This is a genomic window from Microbulbifer sp. NBRC 101763, from assembly GCF_040371615.1.
Classification (GTDB): domain Bacteria; phylum Pseudomonadota; class Gammaproteobacteria; order Pseudomonadales; family Cellvibrionaceae; genus Microbulbifer; species Microbulbifer variabilis.
Map to the genome: position 1 here is coordinate 105,880 of NZ_BAABQV010000009.1, position 17,695 is coordinate 123,574.

Annotated in this window: 14 protein-coding genes and 1 pseudogene; 8 read left to right on the forward strand and 7 right to left on the reverse strand. The window is 52.9% G+C overall.

Annotation, left to right across the window (positions count from 1 at the left end; translation table 11 throughout):
• Positions 1 to 51 precede the first annotated feature (51 nt).
• Entirely contained in the window at positions 52 to 744 is a 693-nt protein-coding gene (gene bioD / locus ABWV76_RS20235; RefSeq protein ID WP_020411564.1) for a dethiobiotin synthase, read from the reverse strand.
• A 229-nt stretch (positions 745 to 973) separates the two neighbouring features.
• On the opposite strand from bioD, the gene ABWV76_RS20240 reads away from it, so the two are divergent.
• The gene (locus ABWV76_RS20240; RefSeq protein ID WP_020411566.1) at positions 974 to 1,462 is read left to right on the forward strand and encodes a L,D-transpeptidase family protein; all 489 of its coding nucleotides are present in this window, start codon (positions 974 to 976) and stop codon (positions 1,460 to 1,462) included.
• Here the strand turns inward: ABWV76_RS20240 and bioC are convergent.
• From bioC to bioB, 3 genes are read right to left on the reverse strand one after another with little or no spacing between them, the layout of a single operon-like run.
• Positions 1,453 to 3,000, reverse strand: a complete 1,548-nt coding sequence (bioC, locus tag ABWV76_RS20245; RefSeq protein ID WP_353377090.1) for a malonyl-ACP O-methyltransferase BioC — start codon at positions 2,998 to 3,000, stop codon at positions 1,453 to 1,455. The genes ABWV76_RS20240 and bioC overlap by 10 nt on opposite strands.
• Complete coding sequence (gene bioF / locus ABWV76_RS20250; protein ID WP_353377091.1) at positions 2,997 to 4,190, reverse strand: 8-amino-7-oxononanoate synthase; 1,194 nt, start codon at positions 4,188 to 4,190, stop codon at positions 2,997 to 2,999. The genes bioC and bioF overlap by 4 nt, the downstream gene beginning before the upstream one ends.
• Positions 4,187 to 5,254: a biotin synthase BioB gene (bioB, locus tag ABWV76_RS20255; RefSeq protein ID WP_353377092.1), complete on the reverse strand. Its 1,068-nt coding sequence runs from the start codon at positions 5,252 to 5,254 to the stop codon at positions 4,187 to 4,189. The genes bioF and bioB overlap by 4 nt, the downstream gene beginning before the upstream one ends.
• A 151-nt stretch (positions 5,255 to 5,405) precedes the next feature.
• Between bioB and ABWV76_RS20260 the strand changes: the two genes are divergently transcribed.
• Positions 5,406 to 6,098 (forward strand): ComF family protein, encoded by a 693-nt coding sequence (locus tag ABWV76_RS20260; RefSeq protein WP_353377093.1) that lies wholly within the window; start codon positions 5,406 to 5,408, stop codon positions 6,096 to 6,098.
• A 159-nt stretch (positions 6,099 to 6,257) separates the two neighbouring features.
• Positions 6,258 to 7,403 carry a beta-ketoacyl-ACP synthase III gene (locus ABWV76_RS20265; protein WP_353377094.1) on the forward strand — a complete coding sequence of 382 codons (1,146 nt, stop codon included), beginning with the start codon at positions 6,258 to 6,260 and terminating at the stop codon, positions 7,401 to 7,403.
• 46 nt (positions 7,404 to 7,449) lie between these two features.
• Here the strand turns inward: ABWV76_RS20265 and ABWV76_RS20270 are convergent, their stop codons facing one another.
• A complete protein-coding gene (locus ABWV76_RS20270; protein WP_020411572.1) occupies positions 7,450 to 8,013 on the reverse strand; it encodes a PadR family transcriptional regulator in 564 nt (187 codons plus the stop codon).
• Between the two features lie 166 nt (positions 8,014 to 8,179).
• Between ABWV76_RS20270 and alaE the strand changes: the two genes are divergently transcribed.
• From alaE to ppc, 5 genes are all read left to right on the forward strand, one after another.
• Positions 8,180 to 8,752: an L-alanine exporter AlaE gene (alaE, locus tag ABWV76_RS20275; protein WP_353377095.1), complete on the forward strand. Its 573-nt coding sequence runs from the start codon at positions 8,180 to 8,182 to the stop codon at positions 8,750 to 8,752.
• Between the two features lie 48 nt (positions 8,753 to 8,800).
• Complete coding sequence (locus ABWV76_RS20280) at positions 8,801 to 9,496, forward strand: aspartate/glutamate racemase family protein (RefSeq protein WP_353377096.1); 696 nt, start codon at positions 8,801 to 8,803, stop codon at positions 9,494 to 9,496.
• A 380-nt stretch (positions 9,497 to 9,876) separates the two neighbouring features.
• Entirely contained in the window at positions 9,877 to 11,250 is a 1,374-nt protein-coding gene (locus ABWV76_RS20285; protein ID WP_282951816.1) for a response regulator, read from the forward strand.
• 135 nt (positions 11,251 to 11,385) lie between these two features.
• Entirely contained in the window at positions 11,386 to 11,739 is a 354-nt protein-coding gene (locus ABWV76_RS20290) for a DUF4870 family protein (RefSeq protein ID WP_282951817.1), read from the forward strand.
• Positions 11,740 to 12,164: 425 nt separating this feature from the next.
• Complete coding sequence (gene ppc, locus ABWV76_RS20295) at positions 12,165 to 14,825, forward strand: phosphoenolpyruvate carboxylase (protein ID WP_353377097.1); 2,661 nt, start codon at positions 12,165 to 12,167, stop codon at positions 14,823 to 14,825.
• A gap of 110 nt (positions 14,826 to 14,935) precedes the next feature.
• Here ppc and ABWV76_RS20300 read toward each other — a convergent pair whose 3' ends face one another.
• Both ABWV76_RS20300 and ABWV76_RS20305 read right to left on the reverse strand, forming a co-directional pair.
• Positions 14,936 to 16,183: a DUF945 family protein gene (locus tag ABWV76_RS20300; RefSeq protein ID WP_282951819.1), complete on the reverse strand. Its 1,248-nt coding sequence runs from the start codon at positions 16,181 to 16,183 to the stop codon at positions 14,936 to 14,938.
• A gap of 654 nt (positions 16,184 to 16,837) precedes the next feature.
• A pseudogene (locus ABWV76_RS20305) lies at positions 16,838 to 17,681 on the reverse strand (AraC family transcriptional regulator).
• Positions 17,682 to 17,695 lie beyond the last annotated feature (14 nt).

Consider the following 17,695-nt stretch of genomic DNA (forward strand, 5'->3'; position numbering starts at 1 on the left):
TGGTTTGGGCCCTCTCGGGTCCCGGATGGAACGGCCTTTACGGTGGGTTCTTCAGGCGGGTAGCAACGGGCGGATATCCAGGTTTTCGGCTGCCTCACGATAATCCCGCCCCTCGCTATGGGGCAGTACACCGAGTAATGATGCAGGTATCAGGGCTTCAAGGGTGGCCAGATTCTCCTCGGCTCGCTCCATGCCCGGACGAACAAAGTTAGCCACCCAGCCAGCCAACGGCAGACCATCACGGCGGATAGCCTCGGCAGTAAGTAGAGCGTGGTTGATACAACCCAGCTGCATACCCACCACCAGTACCACAGGGATATTCAGTTCCCTCGGCAACTGGGACAGGAAGCTCCTTGGTCCCAGAGGGGTACGCCAGCCTCCAGCGCCCTCAATCAGCACCAGGTCGGCGCCGGCAGACATCACACCACGGCAAACGCCCGCCATACGTGACACACTCAACTGCTTTCCCGCCTCAATAGCGGCAATATGAGGTGCGATTGCAGGCTCTAGCGCAAAAGGGTTCACCTGCTGGTAAGGCAGCTGCAGGGTCATCGCCTCCCGCAATAGCAGGGCATCTTCATTACGCAATCCATCTTCAGTCCGCTCACAGCCAGACGCTACCGGCTTCACCGCAGCGGTTTGTAATCCCGCGTTTGCGCCTGCTGTAAGCAGGGCTGTACTGACAAAGGTCTTGCCCACTTCGGTATCGGTACCGGCCACAAAATAGGTTCTGCCCAAGGCCATCGCCTCCGCTAATCAAAAAAGTTCAATTTTTTTCTTGTGGTGACTTTTCACGCCATCAACTTGATGATAATTTAGCCATGTAGCGCAGATTTTGAACAAATCAAGCCGAGCACTGATAACAAAGGCACGGGGTAGCGCTAACAAAATAACTCCCCCAAAAGGGGAAAATGCTCTGCAGGGACGCGGAAAATCTCGAAATAACTGAAAACATTCAAGCAGCTTAGAGACCATGCGATACCTGACTCTTGCCCTATTGCTGGCGATGCCACTGCTCGCCTCAGCAAAAGTAACCCCTGTCGATCATGTTGTTGTGTACAAGTCGAAGAAGCTGATGCAGCTCATTCGCGACGGCCGGGTAGTGAAAAGCTACACAGTCTCCTTCGGCGATAACCCCAGGGGACACAAAGTCCGCCAAGGGGACGAGCGAACCCCAGAAGGACGCTACACCCTGGACTGGAAAAACCCCAATAGCCGCTTCTACCGCTCCATCCACGTGTCCTACCCGAATAAACAGGACCGAGCGCGGGCGGCCAGGATGGGGGTCAGCCCCGGTGGCGATATCATGATCCACGGCATCAAACCCGAATGGGCCTATATGGAAAACCACCTGCGCCGTAACAACTGGACCGATGGCTGTATCGCCGTAGCTTCCAACCGGGAGATGGATGAAATTTGGGCTCTGGTGAAAACCCCCATCCCCATCGATATCTACCCTTGATTACCCCCCAGGGCCAGCTTCATATAAATCACCTCGTAACTCACCGGCAGCCCCTTTGGCTGCCGGAGACCTTCATAGGCTTCGGCCAACCGCTGTAACCGGGCTCGCCCAGTCATGCCTCGCTTGGCCGCGCGGTTGATATTATGTGCTCCCACACCTTTCAATTCCTTCATCAGCTGGCGCAGACTGTCGAAATGCAACAGGCGTTGCTCGTCGAGTACTTCACCACAAAGCTGCGATTGCGCCGCTGCCTCACGCCAGTTGGCCAGTGGCAGGAAGCGATTAACGTGAACACCGCTGTCTACCAGAGCCCAGCTATCGCGCAATTCTGCCAGGGTACCCGGCCCCAATGTCGCCACCAGACATTGTCCAGCGGGAGAAAGTACCCGACGCAACTCGGCGAATAACTGCGGCAATCGGTAGCACCATTGCAGTGCCATACTGGAGAACACCAGATCTACAGTACCATCCGCCAGGGGCAGTTGCTCCGCATCCGCAGTGATATAGCCATCTGCCAGCGGCCTCTCTGTGCGGGCAAAGCGCAACATGTCCTCTGCCAGGTCCAGGGCGATAATTTTTGCCTTGGGAAAATGCTGGCGCAGCAACTCACTGCCAAAGCCGGTGCCACTGCCCAAATCAACAATGATACGAGATTCCCAGTGGCGTTCCGCCATTTTCATCAGTTGACGGCACACCGCTCTCTGTATATGTGCGCAATCGTCATAGCTGGCGGCGGCACGGCCGAAGGAGCGCGCCACCGCAGATTTATCAAAGGGCTCTGACGCTAGGGCACTAGAGGGGGATAAACTCTCGACAAAGTGTCGTAATCGCTCTGCCACTTGGCGAGGTTGTGACAACTGTGGTTTGTGGCCGCAGCCCTCCATCACCTCTACTGCCGCACCATAGGCCTGGATTTCCTCTATGGCCGCCAGCGGCACCAGGGCATCCCGCTTGCCAAACAGGTGGAGAGCGGGGATTTCCAGCGACTGCAGAAGATCCCGATTATCCAGCTCTGCCAGGCAGTCCAGGGCCTTAACCCAGGCTCCGGGGTTAATGTTGGGTTTGCGCGCTTTCAGTTGCTTGACCAGGTCACGCATGGCGTTATCACCATGGGACTGCAGGGCGCAAAAGCGCTCCCAGGTAGCATAGGGATCCTGCACGAAAGCGCTACGGAACCTATCAAAAGTGCGACGGGGCATGCCGGGCCAATTGTCCCTCTCTACAAAGCAAGCATTGGCGGAGATGGTGACAACTCCATGGATTTTCTCTTGTCCTGGCCTGGCGGCAATCTGCAGAGCCAACATGCCGCCAAGGGAGTGCCCTACCAAAACACAATTTTGCGGTAGCGCTTGGTAAAGCTGTTGTAGAAGCACCTCTAGCCTTGGCCATGCCTGCTCCCTGCGTTCACCAAACCCCGGTAACTCGATACAAATCAGCGGTAGCCCCAGTTGTTCATGCACAGCCTCCAATAGTGGCTGCCAGGGCCCCTTGTCTCCGCCCCAACCATGCAAGAACACCAGGTTCTCTATCTGGCTCACAAGTGCACCGCCTTGTTTTCCCGGAGGACCTCCGCCAAGGCATTGAGAAGCGCATCGATTTGGTGATGGTTATGTGAAGCACTCAAGGTAATTCTCAGGCGGGCAGTACCCGCGGGCACTGTCGGAGGGCGAATAGCGCTCACCAAAAAACCGCGTTTTTCCAACTGTTCAGAAATAGAAATAGCGGTTTCTTCACAGCCGAGCAGGAGCGGCTGAATTGCGCTGGGGGAGTCAGCCAGAGGTAAATTCAATTGCCTGGCGCAGTGGCGAAAGTGGGCAATGTTAGACTCCAGGCGCCTGGTCAACTCAGGCTGTCTACGCATCAAATCAACAGCGGCAACACAGCCCGCGGCCACCGCCGGAGGCATCCCAGTGGTGTAGATGTACGTACGGGCAAATTGCACCAGATAATCAATCAGCTCGCGAGAACCAGCCACAAAGGCTCCGGCATTACCAGCGGCCTTGCCCAGGGTGCCCATGATCACTGGTGCCTGGGACTGGTCAAGACCCGCCGCAGTACAACTGCCAGCGAAAGGAAATTTTTCGCTGCCCATTACCCCAAATCCGTGAGCCTCATCCACCATCAACCAGGCACCATACTCACGACACAGATCAGCAATCTCTGCCAGCGGCGCCAGGTCACCATCCATACTGTAAACACCGTCGACCGCCACCAGGATATTGCCACCTCGACTGGCAGCACGCCGTAATTGGCGATCCAGACCAATAAGGTCGTTGTGGGGAAAGCGCAAGCTGTTAGCGCCAGACAAGCGTGCTCCATCGATCAGTGAAGCGTGGTTGAGCTTGTCGGAAATAATATTGTCGGCACGGCCCAGTAACGCACAAAGCGTGCCCACATTAGCCATATAGCCACTGGAGAATACCAATGCAGCCTCGCGCCCGGTGACTTCAGCAAGACTGTATTGCAGCTGTTGATGGACTTGCAAGTGCCCATTGACCAGGTGAGAGGCAGTGGTACCAGCGCCCAGCTCAGCTCCGGCCTGCTGGGCGCGGATGACCTCAGGATGGGTTGCCAGCCCCAAGTAGTCGTTGCTACTGAAAGTAAGCAGCTCTCGGCCATTAACCCTGGCCTCAGGCCCCGGCACCGAATCCAGAGTCTTGACTTCCCGGTAGAGGTTACGCCTGCGCCGCTCATCTAGGCGCTGGCGCAGGGTTTGATCCAGGGTCATTTGGCCGCGTCGTAGAAAAAGGCACCGTTTTGTCGCTCGCTGATCTGGGCGGTCAGCTCAGCTTCCACTTCTGATTCGTCAGCGTATTGCTGGTATTCCTCCGGCAGGATTCCCAAGCGGTTGAACAACTGCATATCTTTGTTGGCCTCAGGGTTAGCGGTGGTCAGCAGCTTCTCCCCATAGAAGATGGAGTTGGCACCGGCGAGGAAAGCCATTGCCTGCATTTCATCGCTCATTTGCTCACGTCCGGCAGACAGGCGCACATGGGACTTGGGCATCATAATTCGGGCCACGGCAATACAGCGGATAAACTCGAAGGGGTCCAGATCCTTTTCCTGCTCTAACGGCGTACCCGCTACTTTTACCAACATATTGATCGGCACCGACTCCGGGTGTTCAGGCAGGTTGGCCAGCTGCATCAGTAGCCCTGCGCGATCTTTGTCCCCCTCACCCATACCGACAATGCCACCAGCGCAGACCTTCATACCGGCCTCGCGCACCCTACCCAGAGTCTCAAGACGGTCCTGGTAGGTGCGGGTGGTGATAATCTCACCATAATACTCCGGTGAGGTGTCCAGATTGTGGTTGTAATAGTCGAGCCCGGCATCCGCTAATTCCTGCGCCTGGTCATCATTCAGCATACCCAGGGTCATACAGGTTTCCATACCCAGCGCTTTAACTTCACGCACCATCTGGGTGACGTAGGGCATGTCCTTTTTCTTGGGCGAGCGCCATGCAGCACCCATGCAGAAACGGGTAGCGCCGCCGGCTTTGGCCGCCCTGGCCTCCTCCAAAACCTTTTCCACCTTCATCAGCTTTTCCCGCTCCAGCCCGGTATCGTAGCGAGCACTCTGGGGGCAGTAGGCGCAGTCTTCCGGACAGGCGCCAGTCTTAATCGAGCAGAGCGTGCTCACCTGCACCCGGTTAGCATCAAAATGCACCCTATGCACCTGCTGGGCGGTAAATATCAGGTCGCTAAACGGCAGGGCAAAGAGGTCCAGAATCTGCTGGCGGGTCCAATCGTGGCGGATCTCAGCGGCGGGTAATTGCTGGGCGGCAGTCACAGGGCTTACTCTCTCTAGTTGCTGGAGTTATTCGTACTGTTTTTTTATTCGCAGGGCCGTGGTGACTATCACTAATTGCAGTGGCAGACTCGACCAAACAGACTGGCCAGTTTAGCCAGGCCCGTATCGCTGTCAACTCAATCACCCGATTATGGTTTACAGGATTATCTCCCCACTGTTTATTACCCGAAACCTGGCCCAATGCCTTTTATGTGGTGACCGGGCCGGCGATTATGGGATCTGCCCCGCTTGCATAGAGGATCTGCCCTTTCTGGAAAACGCTTGCGAGACCTGTGCTTTGCCGCTGCTGCCGCCCTCCCAGCTTTGCCCCGCCTGCCTGAGGCAGCCACCACACTACAGCCGAGTCCGCGCCGCCTGGCATTATGCTTACCCGATAAACCAACTGATACAACGCTTCAAATACCATGGCGACATGGCTGCGGGTCACAGCCTTGCCCAGTTGGCCGCCCAAGCGTTAAAACCAGCCAACCAAGGGCCAGACCTGCTTGTCCCCATCCCTCTTCACTGGCGTCGTTATTGGCAGCGCGGCTATAACCAGGCGCAGTTGGTAGCAGCTGAGTTGGGAAAGCAGTGGCAACTACCGGTACGCCCTCGATTACTGCGAAAATTCGGTGCCACCCAGACACAATCTCAATTGCGCCGTAACCAGCGCCTGCGCAATTTACTCCATAGCTTCTCTGTCGATGAGAATGTTGAGAGGCTACACATCGGCCTGGTAGATGATGTGTTGACCACCGGCGCCACTTTGGAAGCAGCAGCGCTGAAACTGCTTGAAGCAGGCGCAACCAAGGTAAGTGCCTTTATTTTGGCCAGAACGCCATGACTCATCGGCGCGACCGCAGATAGACCAGTAGTCACAATAGCGTCACAATATTATGCCTTGCCGTTCTGGCACGAAAGTCCCACATCAGCCAGCGCTGCTAAGGTTCTATTCAGTGACTAATTGCTCGCACGATTTTTGGTGCGGGCCAGGAATTCAGCGATGAGTGAGTACAAATTGCCACAGGGCATTGTCATCAGCGGGACAGGCCTATGGACCCCACCAGAATCTATCAGCAATGAAGAGTTGGTAGATGCTTACAATACCTACGCTACACAGTATAACCTGAAGCACGCGCAGCAAATTGAAGATGGGGAACTGCAAGCCAAACCCCAATCCTCTGCAGAATTTATCGAGAAAGCCTCAGGGATTAAAAGCCGTTATGTAGTTACCCGCGAGGGGATTCTCGACCCAGAGCGCATGCGCCCATTTATCCCCGAGCGCAATGACGACGATCTCTGTGTACAGGCCGAGATGGGCGTGAATGCTGCCAAATTGGCGCTGGAAAAAGCCGGTAAGAAAGCCTCCGATGTGGATATGGTAATCGTCGGCGCCTCTTATATGCAGCGTGCCTACCCTGCTATTGCTATCGAAATCCAGGGTGCTCTCGGTATCGACGGCTTTGCCTTTGATATGGAAGTCGCCTGCTCCTCAGCAACCTTCTCCTTACAACGAGCGGTAGATGCGATCAGCTCCGGCGCCGCGCGCACTGTGCTGGTGATTAACGCGGAGCTGGCCTCCCCTCAAGTGGACTTCACAGACCGCGATAGTCACTTTATCTTCGGGGACGTGGCTGTAGCCAGCGTAATCGAGCGCCGTGAGACATGCTCTGTAGATAGTGCCTGGGAAATACTCGGCACCAAAGCCAAGACCGTCTACTCCAACAATATCCGCTCAAACTTCGGATATGCAGCGCGCGCCGCGGATGTTGATCCCTTCGGCCCTGGCAAACTGTTCCGCCAGAACGGTCGCAAGGTTTTTAAGGAGGTTTGCCCCATGGCTGCAGCCCATATTGAGGCGCACCTGCAGGAAACCGATACCAATCCGCAAAGCGTGAGCCGCTACTGGCTACATCAGGCCAATATCAATATGAACAACCTGATCGCCAAGAAACTGATGGGAGACGAAGCCAGCATCGAGCGCGCCCCAGTAGTACTCGACCGCTATGCCAATACCGCAAGCGCCGGTTCGGTAATCGCCTTCAACCTGCACAGTGACGACTTGCAGGTTGGAGATCGCGGCATTATCTGTTCCTTCGGCGCCGGCTATTCCATCGGCAGTCTGGTGGTAGAAAAGATCGCGGTCTGATTAGACTTACTTCAGACCTGAAAAAACCGGGCCGGGCCCGGTTTTTTTATTTCACTGCCTGGCCATCCTCTTCGCACTTCTCATCCAGCTCTTCGAGCAACTTTTCCGCCCAGGTGATCCAGGTCTTCTCCGCCTCAATACCCAACAACAGGGTCTGGTGCGCGAGCCAGTAGCGCTCTTGCAGGGCAATATCACTATTTAGTACTCGCTCGTTTTGCTCACTGTAGTTATCCAGAAGTCCCCGGTGAAGCCTTAGTTGCGTATTCAGTGCCGAGCGTAGCTCTTCCTGGCTCAGGTGGTGGCCGGCAAACATACGCACCAAGAAGGGCTCGCGGATCTTTTGCGGCGCCGCTGGCTGGGTCACCCAGTCGCGCAGTTCCATTCGGCCTTTATCAGTGAGGCTGTAGACTTTCTTATCCGGCTTTCCCTCCTGGGGCTGTTCCACGCAATTCAACAGACCTTCAGCGTGTAACTTGTGTAGTTCCCGATACATCTGCTGGTGGCTGGCGCTCCAGAAGTGCGAAACGCTGCGCTCGAAACGGCGCTTTAGGTCATAACCGCTGCCGGGCTCGATATCCAGCAAGGTGAGGACAGCATAGCGCAAGGACATAGGAACTCCGATTAAGCTTATGCAAAGAGTTGCATATTAACTGCTGAATAGCCCTTATAGCCAGGAGGCACCAGGAGCCAATAAGATAATTAGATTAATTTTCTAAAAAAATTTAGGATGTTTATCTCGACAAGTCTTACCAGTCGAGATGTAGGGGCTAGCATTTATGCCAATTGTAGATATAATCGCCGGCTTGCCGCCACCCTGTATCAGGCGGCCAGAAGTCTACGAGGTTTCCAGCTCCATGTCCGCGCCCGCAATCACTCCATCCAGCCCAGACGCCGACACAGAAACGCCCAATGCTCGCCGCTGGGACTTTCTGCTGGATATCTTCGCAATGAACAGCTTCTCCTGGGCTGTGGCAATTCCCATTGAGCTGGTCCTGGCCGGTATGAGCTGGAATGAACACCTGAAAGTGCGACTGATGGCGCTGGTATTCAACACTCTGATAGCACGTCCTTTCAGTGTTTATCGCAGCTGGATTGTGAACAGATTTGGCGGAGGCGGTGTGGTCAATGCCTACCTCGTGGACACCTTCGTATTTCTGAGCTTTCAGTTTCCTCTGTATCTGTGCAATATGCGCCTCGGCGGCGCCAGCTGGGATGAAATCGCCACTGCCAGTATCACGTTTATGCTAATCGCCGGCGCTCTCGGGCGCCCTTATGGGATTTATCTCGACTGGGTGCGCCGAGTATGGATTAATAATGTCAGTTCCCTGTGGAGCAGAAGAGTCTCCTAGGCGAACAATAACACTCGACTGAGCATTACGAGAGAGAGGAAATTCGCTGTGTTGACCTATAACGCCATTGAGAAGAGTTCCATGACCATTGGCATAGTCGCCGGCACCCCCACAGATACCCGCTTTGGTCTCGATTTCCTTGCTGCACGACACTTTCGCGGGCTGGGCCTTTCACTTTCAGCATCGCCACAAGCCCAGACCCAACTGCAAGCCCTGGAGCGCGGTGCCCTCACTCAGCAACTGATCGAAGCCATCAAGCAATTGCACGAAGCAGGTGCTGATGCTGCCATGATCTACTGCAACTCCCTTTCCGGTGCGGTAGATATGCCGGCAGTCAAAGCCGCCTCCCCCATTGAGGTTGTCTCGCCCCTGGAAGTCTACGCCGAGCTGACACAGCGCTATCGCAACTTTGGCCTGCTCGCAGCTAACTGCCAGAGTTGCGCCAATATCGAGCGTGAAATCCTCGAGCGCAATAAAACTGCAAAAGTAATTGGCATCGGCAACTTGCAGATTGTCGAGGATATTGAGGACGGTCTCGCCGCGGAAATGATCGTGCAGCAGCATGCCCTCGATGACCTCGTTGCCGCACTGGTAAAAAGCGGCGTGCAAATCCTGATCCTGGGTTGCACCCACTTTGATTATTTCTATCAGGAGCTACTCGCCCACTGCGATGGCATCCGTCTCTTCCTCCCTTCAGAGCGTATGTTACAGCTACTGCAGGAGCGTTTACCCCAGGCCGCCTAATTGCCTCAGGGTGTTATTCACAGGGAATCGCGCCGTTTAGCCTGAGTTGTGAACTCGCCAAACCTCGTACGCGTCCTGTAAAAAAGTCTGTCCTCCCAGCCTTTGTAATAGGCTGCAATTCCTACCTATTAACCCCTACAAAAAAACCGCCAATGCCTGATTGGCGCGATATTACTTGGATAGTAGAGAAAGCATTCATACATATGACTGTTTTCTCCTCCTGCATAGGGCCTTCATCCAAAAAATATCTCTTGTGCCCTGTGCAATATTGCAGTATCAAACGGTCTGAAGTATTCGGGAGTATCTATAGAAACCCACCGTAAAAAACAGAATGCGGACTGCAGGATTTAGTCCGCCCCAACAAAAAAATGGTTACAAGGATGATAAAAACCATATCTTCTGGGAGGGTACCCTCTCGTCGTGTTTCATTACACGCCCTGCTGATCGGCTCAATAGTATGTGGCTCTGTGTTTATCTCCAGTATCGCACAGGCTTACGAGCTGCCCACTCTCGATCAACAGCTGCCAATTATCTGGCTCGTCTTAACGGTCATTGCGTTTTTGATAGTTTGTGCTTTTGCACTGAATAGACAGTTGAGTCTAAGCAAATTAAAACGGGAAACTGACCGACGCATTGATAGTCTGGGCGCGGAAAATACCAGTCTGTTTCAGCAAGTGCACAGCCGCAATAGCGAATTTAATGCTATGGGAAAGCAACTGGAAGAAACTCGCGAAAGCCTGGAACTTTTACGACAAGAAAAATCTGATCTACTCACTATCGCCCGTCACCAGTTACACCATCCACTAGATACTTTACTCGGCACCCTTAATTTACTGGCACGTAGTGAAGACAATAACATCAAGGCCCTGGTGGAAATCGGCAAGCGCCAACTTAATGCGGTACTTAAATCCCTGGATGACCTTCGCCAGGTTGGAAAAGTGGAAATGGTGGAACTGAAGTTGCCAAAGGAAGTTATTGGAAATAACGGTACTCGCCTTTCAGTGTTATTAGTAGAAAATAATAAACACGAATCCCTCCAGTCAGTCCTGGAATCCATGGGACACCATGTGCAACGGGAATGTAATGGTATTGACGGCAGTAGTGCCGCGCTGCAAAAAACATTTGATTTGATTCTCACGGACACTCATCTACCACTAATGGATGGTGTTGAAGCAGTACGTGAAATTCGCCGTGAACGCGGCGCTGAACTCCCAATTTTTGCCCTGCTGCAAAATACTAATACTGGAGACAAAGAGCGCTACCAGGCCCGCGGTTTTACCGGGGTGCTTACTCACCCTGTCGCCGACCGCCAAATAATGCAATTAATGAGCTGGGCCGGGCGACGCAGCCAGGACGCCAATATCCAACAAAAACCGCGGCCAGCAAAACTTCTCAATACCAACACTTTGTTTCGCCAGCGGGACACTCTCGATCACCTGACTTTCGCCGAACTCCTCAGTGATCGCAGTGCCACCTTGCCCAAACGGATAACCACCCTGACCAGTGCCCTGACTGGACGCCACTGGCGGGATGCGGAAAAACAGGCACAAAATATATCCAGAGCTGCATCAGAGGTTGGGCTAGACAGTGTCGCCGCACGCCTGCGCAGCCTCGCAGCCAATCTATCGATCGACAGCGAGCGGGAGCACTGCAGGCAACAGCGCACGGAGCTGCTGCAACTTATGCGTGAATCCGTTCGCCAACTAAAAGCCTGGCGTGAACGCAATGTACACACAGAGTGGGCCTTGAAATAAAAGGGGTAGCTCCATATCGTCAAAGGCGGCGACCACATCCGATTGTCGCAAATAACTGCCATTCCAACTCACCTAAGTTGAATTGAATCGCTCAGGCCACACTATATTTTACTGAACCCTTAAGAGAATAAAGTTATGTCTGAGCAGTACCCCGTGCGGTCCCAGGAAGCCCGAGAGCAAAGCGGACGCGACCTGGCCATCATGGTTTATTTAATCCAGGCCATCAGCCTGTTTACTGCTGTTCCAATGTTTATTGGTGTGCTGATCAACTACTTTAAACGCAGCGATGTGCGCGGCACCCTGGCAGAATCCCATTTTCGCTGGCAGATTCGTACCTTCTGGTTCTGGCTGCTGTGGACCATCGTAGGCATCTGCACCGTATGGATTTTTGGCCTTGGCTATATCGTTCTCGCCATTAACTGGATCTGGGTTTTCTACCGTGTCATCCGCGGCTGGCTGGTACTCGTAGATCGTCGCCCAGCCTACTGACTTTGCAAAAGTTAATAAATTCAAAATATGCGTTTTACCTGCGCAACATATTGCGCAGGTTTTACATTCTCTTTAATTTTTGTAAGCCTTCCTAAAGCCAATATTTTCCTTTTAATCACTACTGCTAAGAACACACACCCAGTGACAAAAGAAACAAAGATTCTGCTCGATTATTCGAAGTAAAATGTTTTTGCCTCTCTAAATTCACTAATTCCACTAGAAAAAGCCTCCTCCCCTAATTTGTGTAAATTTATGACAAATAACTACCAACCAGCTATTAATTAGTTGAATACTTACTAATTTAAATTTCTTATTGTTCGGATTATTCGCCCTGATTTTCAATATGGCTAGAAGTCCAATCCCCCAGCAGGTGAAATTATGCGAAGATAATCGCCTCGTTGCCTTTGCTAGGGAGAATAGGATTCGTGAGTCAGGATCAAAATACCCCACTGAGGGAAGATGTGCGTCTGCTTGGCGAGGAGCTGGGTTCGGTATTGCGTGAGCAGGCTGGCGAGCAGCTATTCGATACCGTCGAAACGATACGCCAGGCCGCTGTAGAGAGCCGCAGCACTGGAGAGATGCAGGTAGATCGCCTGCGTCATCTACTTGATCCCCTCGATGATGAGACCCTGCTCGAGGTAGCGCGCGCCTTTAGCCAATTCCTGAACTTGGCGAATATTGCTGAGCAACGCCATCGCGAACGCCTGCACCGGCAGCACCAGCGCTTCTCCGGCGACCCAGACACCGATCGCGGCCTACGCCAGGTGCTGGAGGAGCTGAAACGGGCCAAGATACCCTCGGATGAAATTCACAAGGTTTTGCAGAACCTGTCAGTAGAGCTGGTCCTTACCGCCCACCCTACAGAGGTTACCCGCCGCACCTTGATCCGCAAGTACGACCGAGTTGCTGACCTGCTCGCTAAGCTGGACCGGCCAGACCTCACTGTAGAGGAAAGCCAGGAGCTACGGCGACATTTACATGAACAGATTCTCTCTGCCTGGAACACCGATGAAATTCGGCGCGAAAGACCGACACCGGTCGACGAGGCCAGGTGGGGCTTCGCCACTATCGAACAATCTCTGTGGCAGGCAGTTCCCCAAAGCATGCGCGCCATTGAGAAAGAGCTTGATCTGGCGGAGTTACCGCCTCTGCCGGAAGACTGGGTGCCTATCCGCTTTGCCTCCTGGATGGGGGGCGATCGCGATGGCAACCCCAATGTCACTGCCTCGGTAACCCGTAGGGTGTTGCTACTTGCGCGCTGGATGGCTGCCGATCTCTACTTGCGGGATGTGGAAAATCTGCTTGCAGACTTATCGATGCACAAAGCCAGCGAAGAGTTATTAGCGCATACCGGACCCAGCCACGAGCCTTATCGCCTGGTGCTGCGCCAGATCCGCAACCGTTTGCGCAACACTCGCGCGCAGATAGAAGCGTGCATCAATAACCAACCGAAGCCCAAGGGCGAAACCTTCACCAGCGGACAACTGTCCGAACAACTGCGCCTAATCGACCGCTCCCTCCGCTCGATGGGCCTCTCCGCAATTGCCGATGCCCAGCTTAAAGATACCCTGCGCCGTCTCAATTGTTTCGGCATTACCTTGCTACGTCTCGACATTCGCCAGGAATCCACTCGCCATGCAGATGCTCTCGATGCCATCACTCGCTATCTCGGTATTGGCAACTACGCCACCTGGGATGAGAAGCGCAAACTGGAGTTCCTACTGGCAGAGCTGGACAACCGCCGGCCATTGATCAACGCAGATTTTTACCAAACAGATTTCTGCGATGAAGATGTGCGCGAAGTGCTGGAAACTTGCAAGGTAGTCGCTGAGCAGGGCACCGAAGGTCTCGGTGCCTATGTGATTTCCATGGCGAAAAAATCCTCCGATGTCCTGGCGGTAATGCTGCTGCAAAAAATTGCCGGCGTTCAACAACCAATGCGCGTAGTACCACTGTTTGAAACCCTCGACGATCTGAACAATGCTGCCACCACCATGAGCACCTTGCTCAATATTTCCCAATACAAGCAACGTGTGCTGGATGGCCAGGAGGTAATGATTGGTTATTCAGATTCCGCCAAGGATGCCGGCTTCCTCGGTGCCGCCTGGGCGCAATTTCGCACCCAGGAAGCACTCACCGATATCTTTCGCAACCACGGTATTCCACTGACTTTATTCCATGGTCGCGGAGGCTCCATTTCCCGTGGCGGTTCCCCCACGCGGATGGCTCTGCTCTCTCAGCCGCCAGGTTCTGTTGCCGGTCGCATCCGGGTTACCGAGCAGGGAGAAATGATCCGCTTTAAATACGGCCGTCCGGCAGTTGCTGCCTATAACCTGGAGCAGTACGTGGCTGCAACACTTGAGGCCACCCTAATGCCACCCGCGCAACCACGACCTGAGTGGCGCAACCAAATGGAGCGCCTTACGGATATCTCTGTCGATAGCTACCGGGAGGTTGTTCGCGACGACCCCGCGCTGGTCGCTTACTTACGCACCGTCACTCCCGAAACGGAGTTGAGCCGGCTCGCTCTGGGAAGCCGCCCTGCAAGACGAAAGCCCGGTGGCGGCGTGGAAACATTGCGTGCCATTCCCTGGGTATTCGCATGGACCCAGATTCGCTTAATGTTACCCGCTTGGCTGGGTACCGGTACCGCCTTGGAGCAGGCCTTAAAGCACGCTGACGAGGCCGATACTCTGCGCGATATGAACCACCAGTGGCCCTTTTTCCAAGGCGTGGTGGATATGCTGGAAATGGTATTGGCCAAGTCCGATACACGGGTCGCCTCCTGGTATGAGGAGCGACTGACCGACGATCAGGAATTGATTGCCCTTGGTGAGAACCTCCGAGAGCGCCTCAGCCACACAGTGAGTGCACTGCAGCGGCTCACCGGGCGGGAAAGTCTGTTGGATAATAATCCGGTAATGCGTTGGTCGATACGCGTACGTGACCCCTATACAGATCCACTTCACTTGCTCCAGGCAGAGCTGATGGCGCGTTTGCGGGAGAGGGAGGCCGACACGGTATTGGAAAGTGCCTTAATGGTTACCATCGCCGGAATTGCAGCCGGTATGCGCAATACTGGTTGAGGGTAGTGGGAAACCTGTTCCAAGATAAGTGCAGCACAGCTGTGTGATCAAATCGAGGCCACTCGATAGTATGCGGGGAGCGGACGGGCCGCTCCCCTATTTAGTTCCGATCAAAACCGCCCGGTAAGCGCCATGATAAATAGGTCCGGTGGCAAATCCTGGCCATTCACTTCCAACCGTCCCCGTTTTACTTCAAGGTGCATTTGCAGCTCACCATCTTTTTCCAGTAGCAGCCCATATTCTCGTAACATCATTGCTTGAGCTACTAATGGTGACTGCAATAGGGCTGACTCCGCCGCGCTCAATGTCATGGTGCCCACCAGTGGTTTCAACCATTGATTCAGTGGGCTGCCCCCACGGTGACGAGGTGGACGTTGTAACCCTTTCCAGTCAATATCCGCATCCACTAACACCGGACCATTATGTGACTCCACTACCAGTTGCTGTTGAAGACGCAAAGGTGGGCGCATCTCACGGGCCCAGTTGCGCTCAGGATTGGGCAACAACACACGCAGGTAGTGGCCCAAGTCTGCAGCGGTGATTTCGGGCAAGGTCATCTGTTGACGAGCGGAGATGATCGGAGTTGCAGACTCTACATTGGGCAACTGCAAATCACTTACAATTTTTAAAGTCTGTGCAGCAAGCATTTCCAAATCCAGGTCGAGAGTAATATTTCGCAGTTGTACAGGTCCCGAATCAGACTCAGCACGTAACAACGATAATTGCAGCTGCGCCTTACCACCGCGCCCGGGCTCTACTTGAAACTCACCCTTGAGGGGCTCAGTAAATAATACCTCCACCCCGTCCCGTATCTGTCGCAGGCTACCCAAATCAATAACGCCATCTAACATGGCTCCGCTATAATCCGTTTTTACTGTGATTTCACCGCCATCAAATTCCAGCTGGCCATAGGTACCGGTATTTTTGAAGGGCTCAAAACGCAGTGTGTTCAGTACGCGGTTATCAGCTGTTACAAGAGTTTCCAGTACCAATGGGCTATCCTGTAAACGGCCATATATGCCCTCAAGCCGTGCGCGTAATTCAGGGGTTAACTGCTCCAATTCCAAGCGTGTTTCACTATAGATAACCCCTAATCTCGGCCCTTGGGAAGTAAACAGTACAGGGCCATGGTGAATTTCAGTATGCAGCTCGGTAGTACCATTTTGCAGTCCAACCTCAGTATTAGTCTCAGCACCAAACCAGCCACGCTGGTAACTCGTGGAATTACCCCCTTGTAACCTACCGACCTGCTGTTTCCAGACCTCCTCCACCTTGGGGCCAATGAAACCCGGCGCCGCAAGGGCGGAAATCACCAATAAGACAAGCACAATAAGCAGGAGCCAACGTAATAGTTTCATAGGGATTGATCTAACAACAGGATTTACGCCGATGTTAGCAGATTATGCAGAAACTAGTACGATCGAAATACCAAGATAGAAACCAGCAAGGTTTATAGTTGCTACTCTTTAGAACCACTCTAAAAATAAACCACTGGGCATAGCGCCTTATCCACTTTGGCAACCATTATCTAGAGAAGCCAAGAAAACCAAGATATAGAGTAAGGGAGTTCTGCTTAAGAAATTAAAAATTATTCTTCTTTTTGAAGGGCAGAACAATTCTCACAATTTAAAGTAAAAGAGGCCATTCTCCTATAGCACCATAGTGATCAGCTTTGCCGTTTCCCATGTACGACTCGATGAAACGTTTTCCTTTATTGGCAATTTATCAATCAAAAAATCCGAAATAAGAAAGATAGCCATTGACTCAGTTGAGGAGCGTGGCTATTTTTTCCCTATCCTACAACCAGATTTCACCAGGAAAAATTCCAGAATTTATCTTTCCACCCAATAAGCTTGCCTTCTTTCGCGAACACCTGCAGAGAGTACTTCCCTCCAATATAAAATTTATTACATAAAAATTTCGATCGAAGAAGCAATCTGCAAAATCGGTATGGCACAGATCAAGTAGCCAAAAATGTTGAATAGTGATAAATCTGCGTTATTGTTAAACGATCATTGTCTCTCTTTAACGGGGATATGGAGGTACATTTCGGCTGTCGGGCTGGCAACCTGATACCTGGGCGGATAGAGCTCAAAGTCTGGTTTCTCGATATAGTCATAATTAGACTTTGGCAGCCAGCTCCCCCAGATATACTTCAATGTCTGCTCCAGGGTGGTAATAGATCCGCGGTGAACAAATTTTGCCCGGTAGTTCCCGCGCCACCATTCCCTCGGGTACCTGAGTCAGGTCGGCAACCGGCGCACAGCAGACATACTTAAACTGAATTTCATCACCCGCTTCCTCATAACACTCATAGATGCCAAACGATTCATCGTTGATACGATTGGGGATTTTATCCCTGTAAGGTCGAAATGCAGACCAGAGCTTTGGCAAGCTGAGATTTTCATGATCGTATTCCTGCGCTATCCCCACCAATTGCATCGCTGGGCGCGAAATAATTTGTGGCTCCATGGACAGCTCATTTTTCAAGAAGTGCAGCATATGGGGGCTAAATTGATCTTTATATAGCAACCGGAAAGGGTCCTGCTGCTTTCGATACTGCGCCGGGGTTACATTAAATAAAGCTTTAAACGCGCGAGTAAACGCTTCTTGGGAATCAAATTGGCACTCCATGGCAAGCTCAAGAATACCAATATCTTCACTCAACAACCTCTTTGCAGCGACGGTCAATCGGCGCTTACGCAAATACTCTTTCGGTGAGTCCCCCACTAATGCCTTAAAAATACGGCTGAAGTGGTAGGTGGAGTAATGAGAGGCAGCGGCAATTTCGTGAACAGAAATTTTGTCGTATAGATGCTGCTCTACGAAGTTGATACTTTTAAAAAATCGCTGCATGAGAGGCTCCTTTA

Bases quoted from the DNA above. Each gene is read 5' to 3' on its own strand.
- ABWV76_RS20240 (WP_020411566.1), top strand. From the start codon at position 974: ATGCGATACCTGACTCTTGCCCTATTGCTGGCGATGCCACTGCTCGCC.
- ABWV76_RS20265 (WP_353377094.1), top strand. From the start codon at position 6,258: ATGAGTGAGTACAAATTGCCACAGGGCATTGTCATCAGCGGGACAGGC.
- ABWV76_RS20300 (WP_282951819.1), bottom strand. From the start codon at position 16,183: ATGAAACTATTACGTTGGCTCCTGCTTATTGTGCTTGTCTTATTGGTG.
- ABWV76_RS20285 (WP_282951816.1), top strand. From the start codon at position 9,877: ATGATAAAAACCATATCTTCTGGGAGGGTACCCTCTCGTCGTGTTTCA.
- bioF (WP_353377091.1), bottom strand. From the start codon at position 4,190: ATGACCCTGGATCAAACCCTGCGCCAGCGCCTAGATGAGCGGCGCAGG.
- alaE (WP_353377095.1), top strand. From the start codon at position 8,180: ATGCCAATTGTAGATATAATCGCCGGCTTGCCGCCACCCTGTATCAGG.
- ABWV76_RS20260 (WP_353377093.1), top strand. From the start codon at position 5,406: ATGGTTTACAGGATTATCTCCCCACTGTTTATTACCCGAAACCTGGCC.
- bioD (WP_020411564.1), bottom strand. From the start codon at position 744: ATGGCCTTGGGCAGAACCTATTTTGTGGCCGGTACCGATACCGAAGTG.
- ABWV76_RS20290 (WP_282951817.1), top strand. From the start codon at position 11,386: ATGTCTGAGCAGTACCCCGTGCGGTCCCAGGAAGCCCGAGAGCAAAGC.
- ABWV76_RS20270 (WP_020411572.1), bottom strand. From the start codon at position 8,013: ATGTCCTTGCGCTATGCTGTCCTCACCTTGCTGGATATCGAGCCCGGC.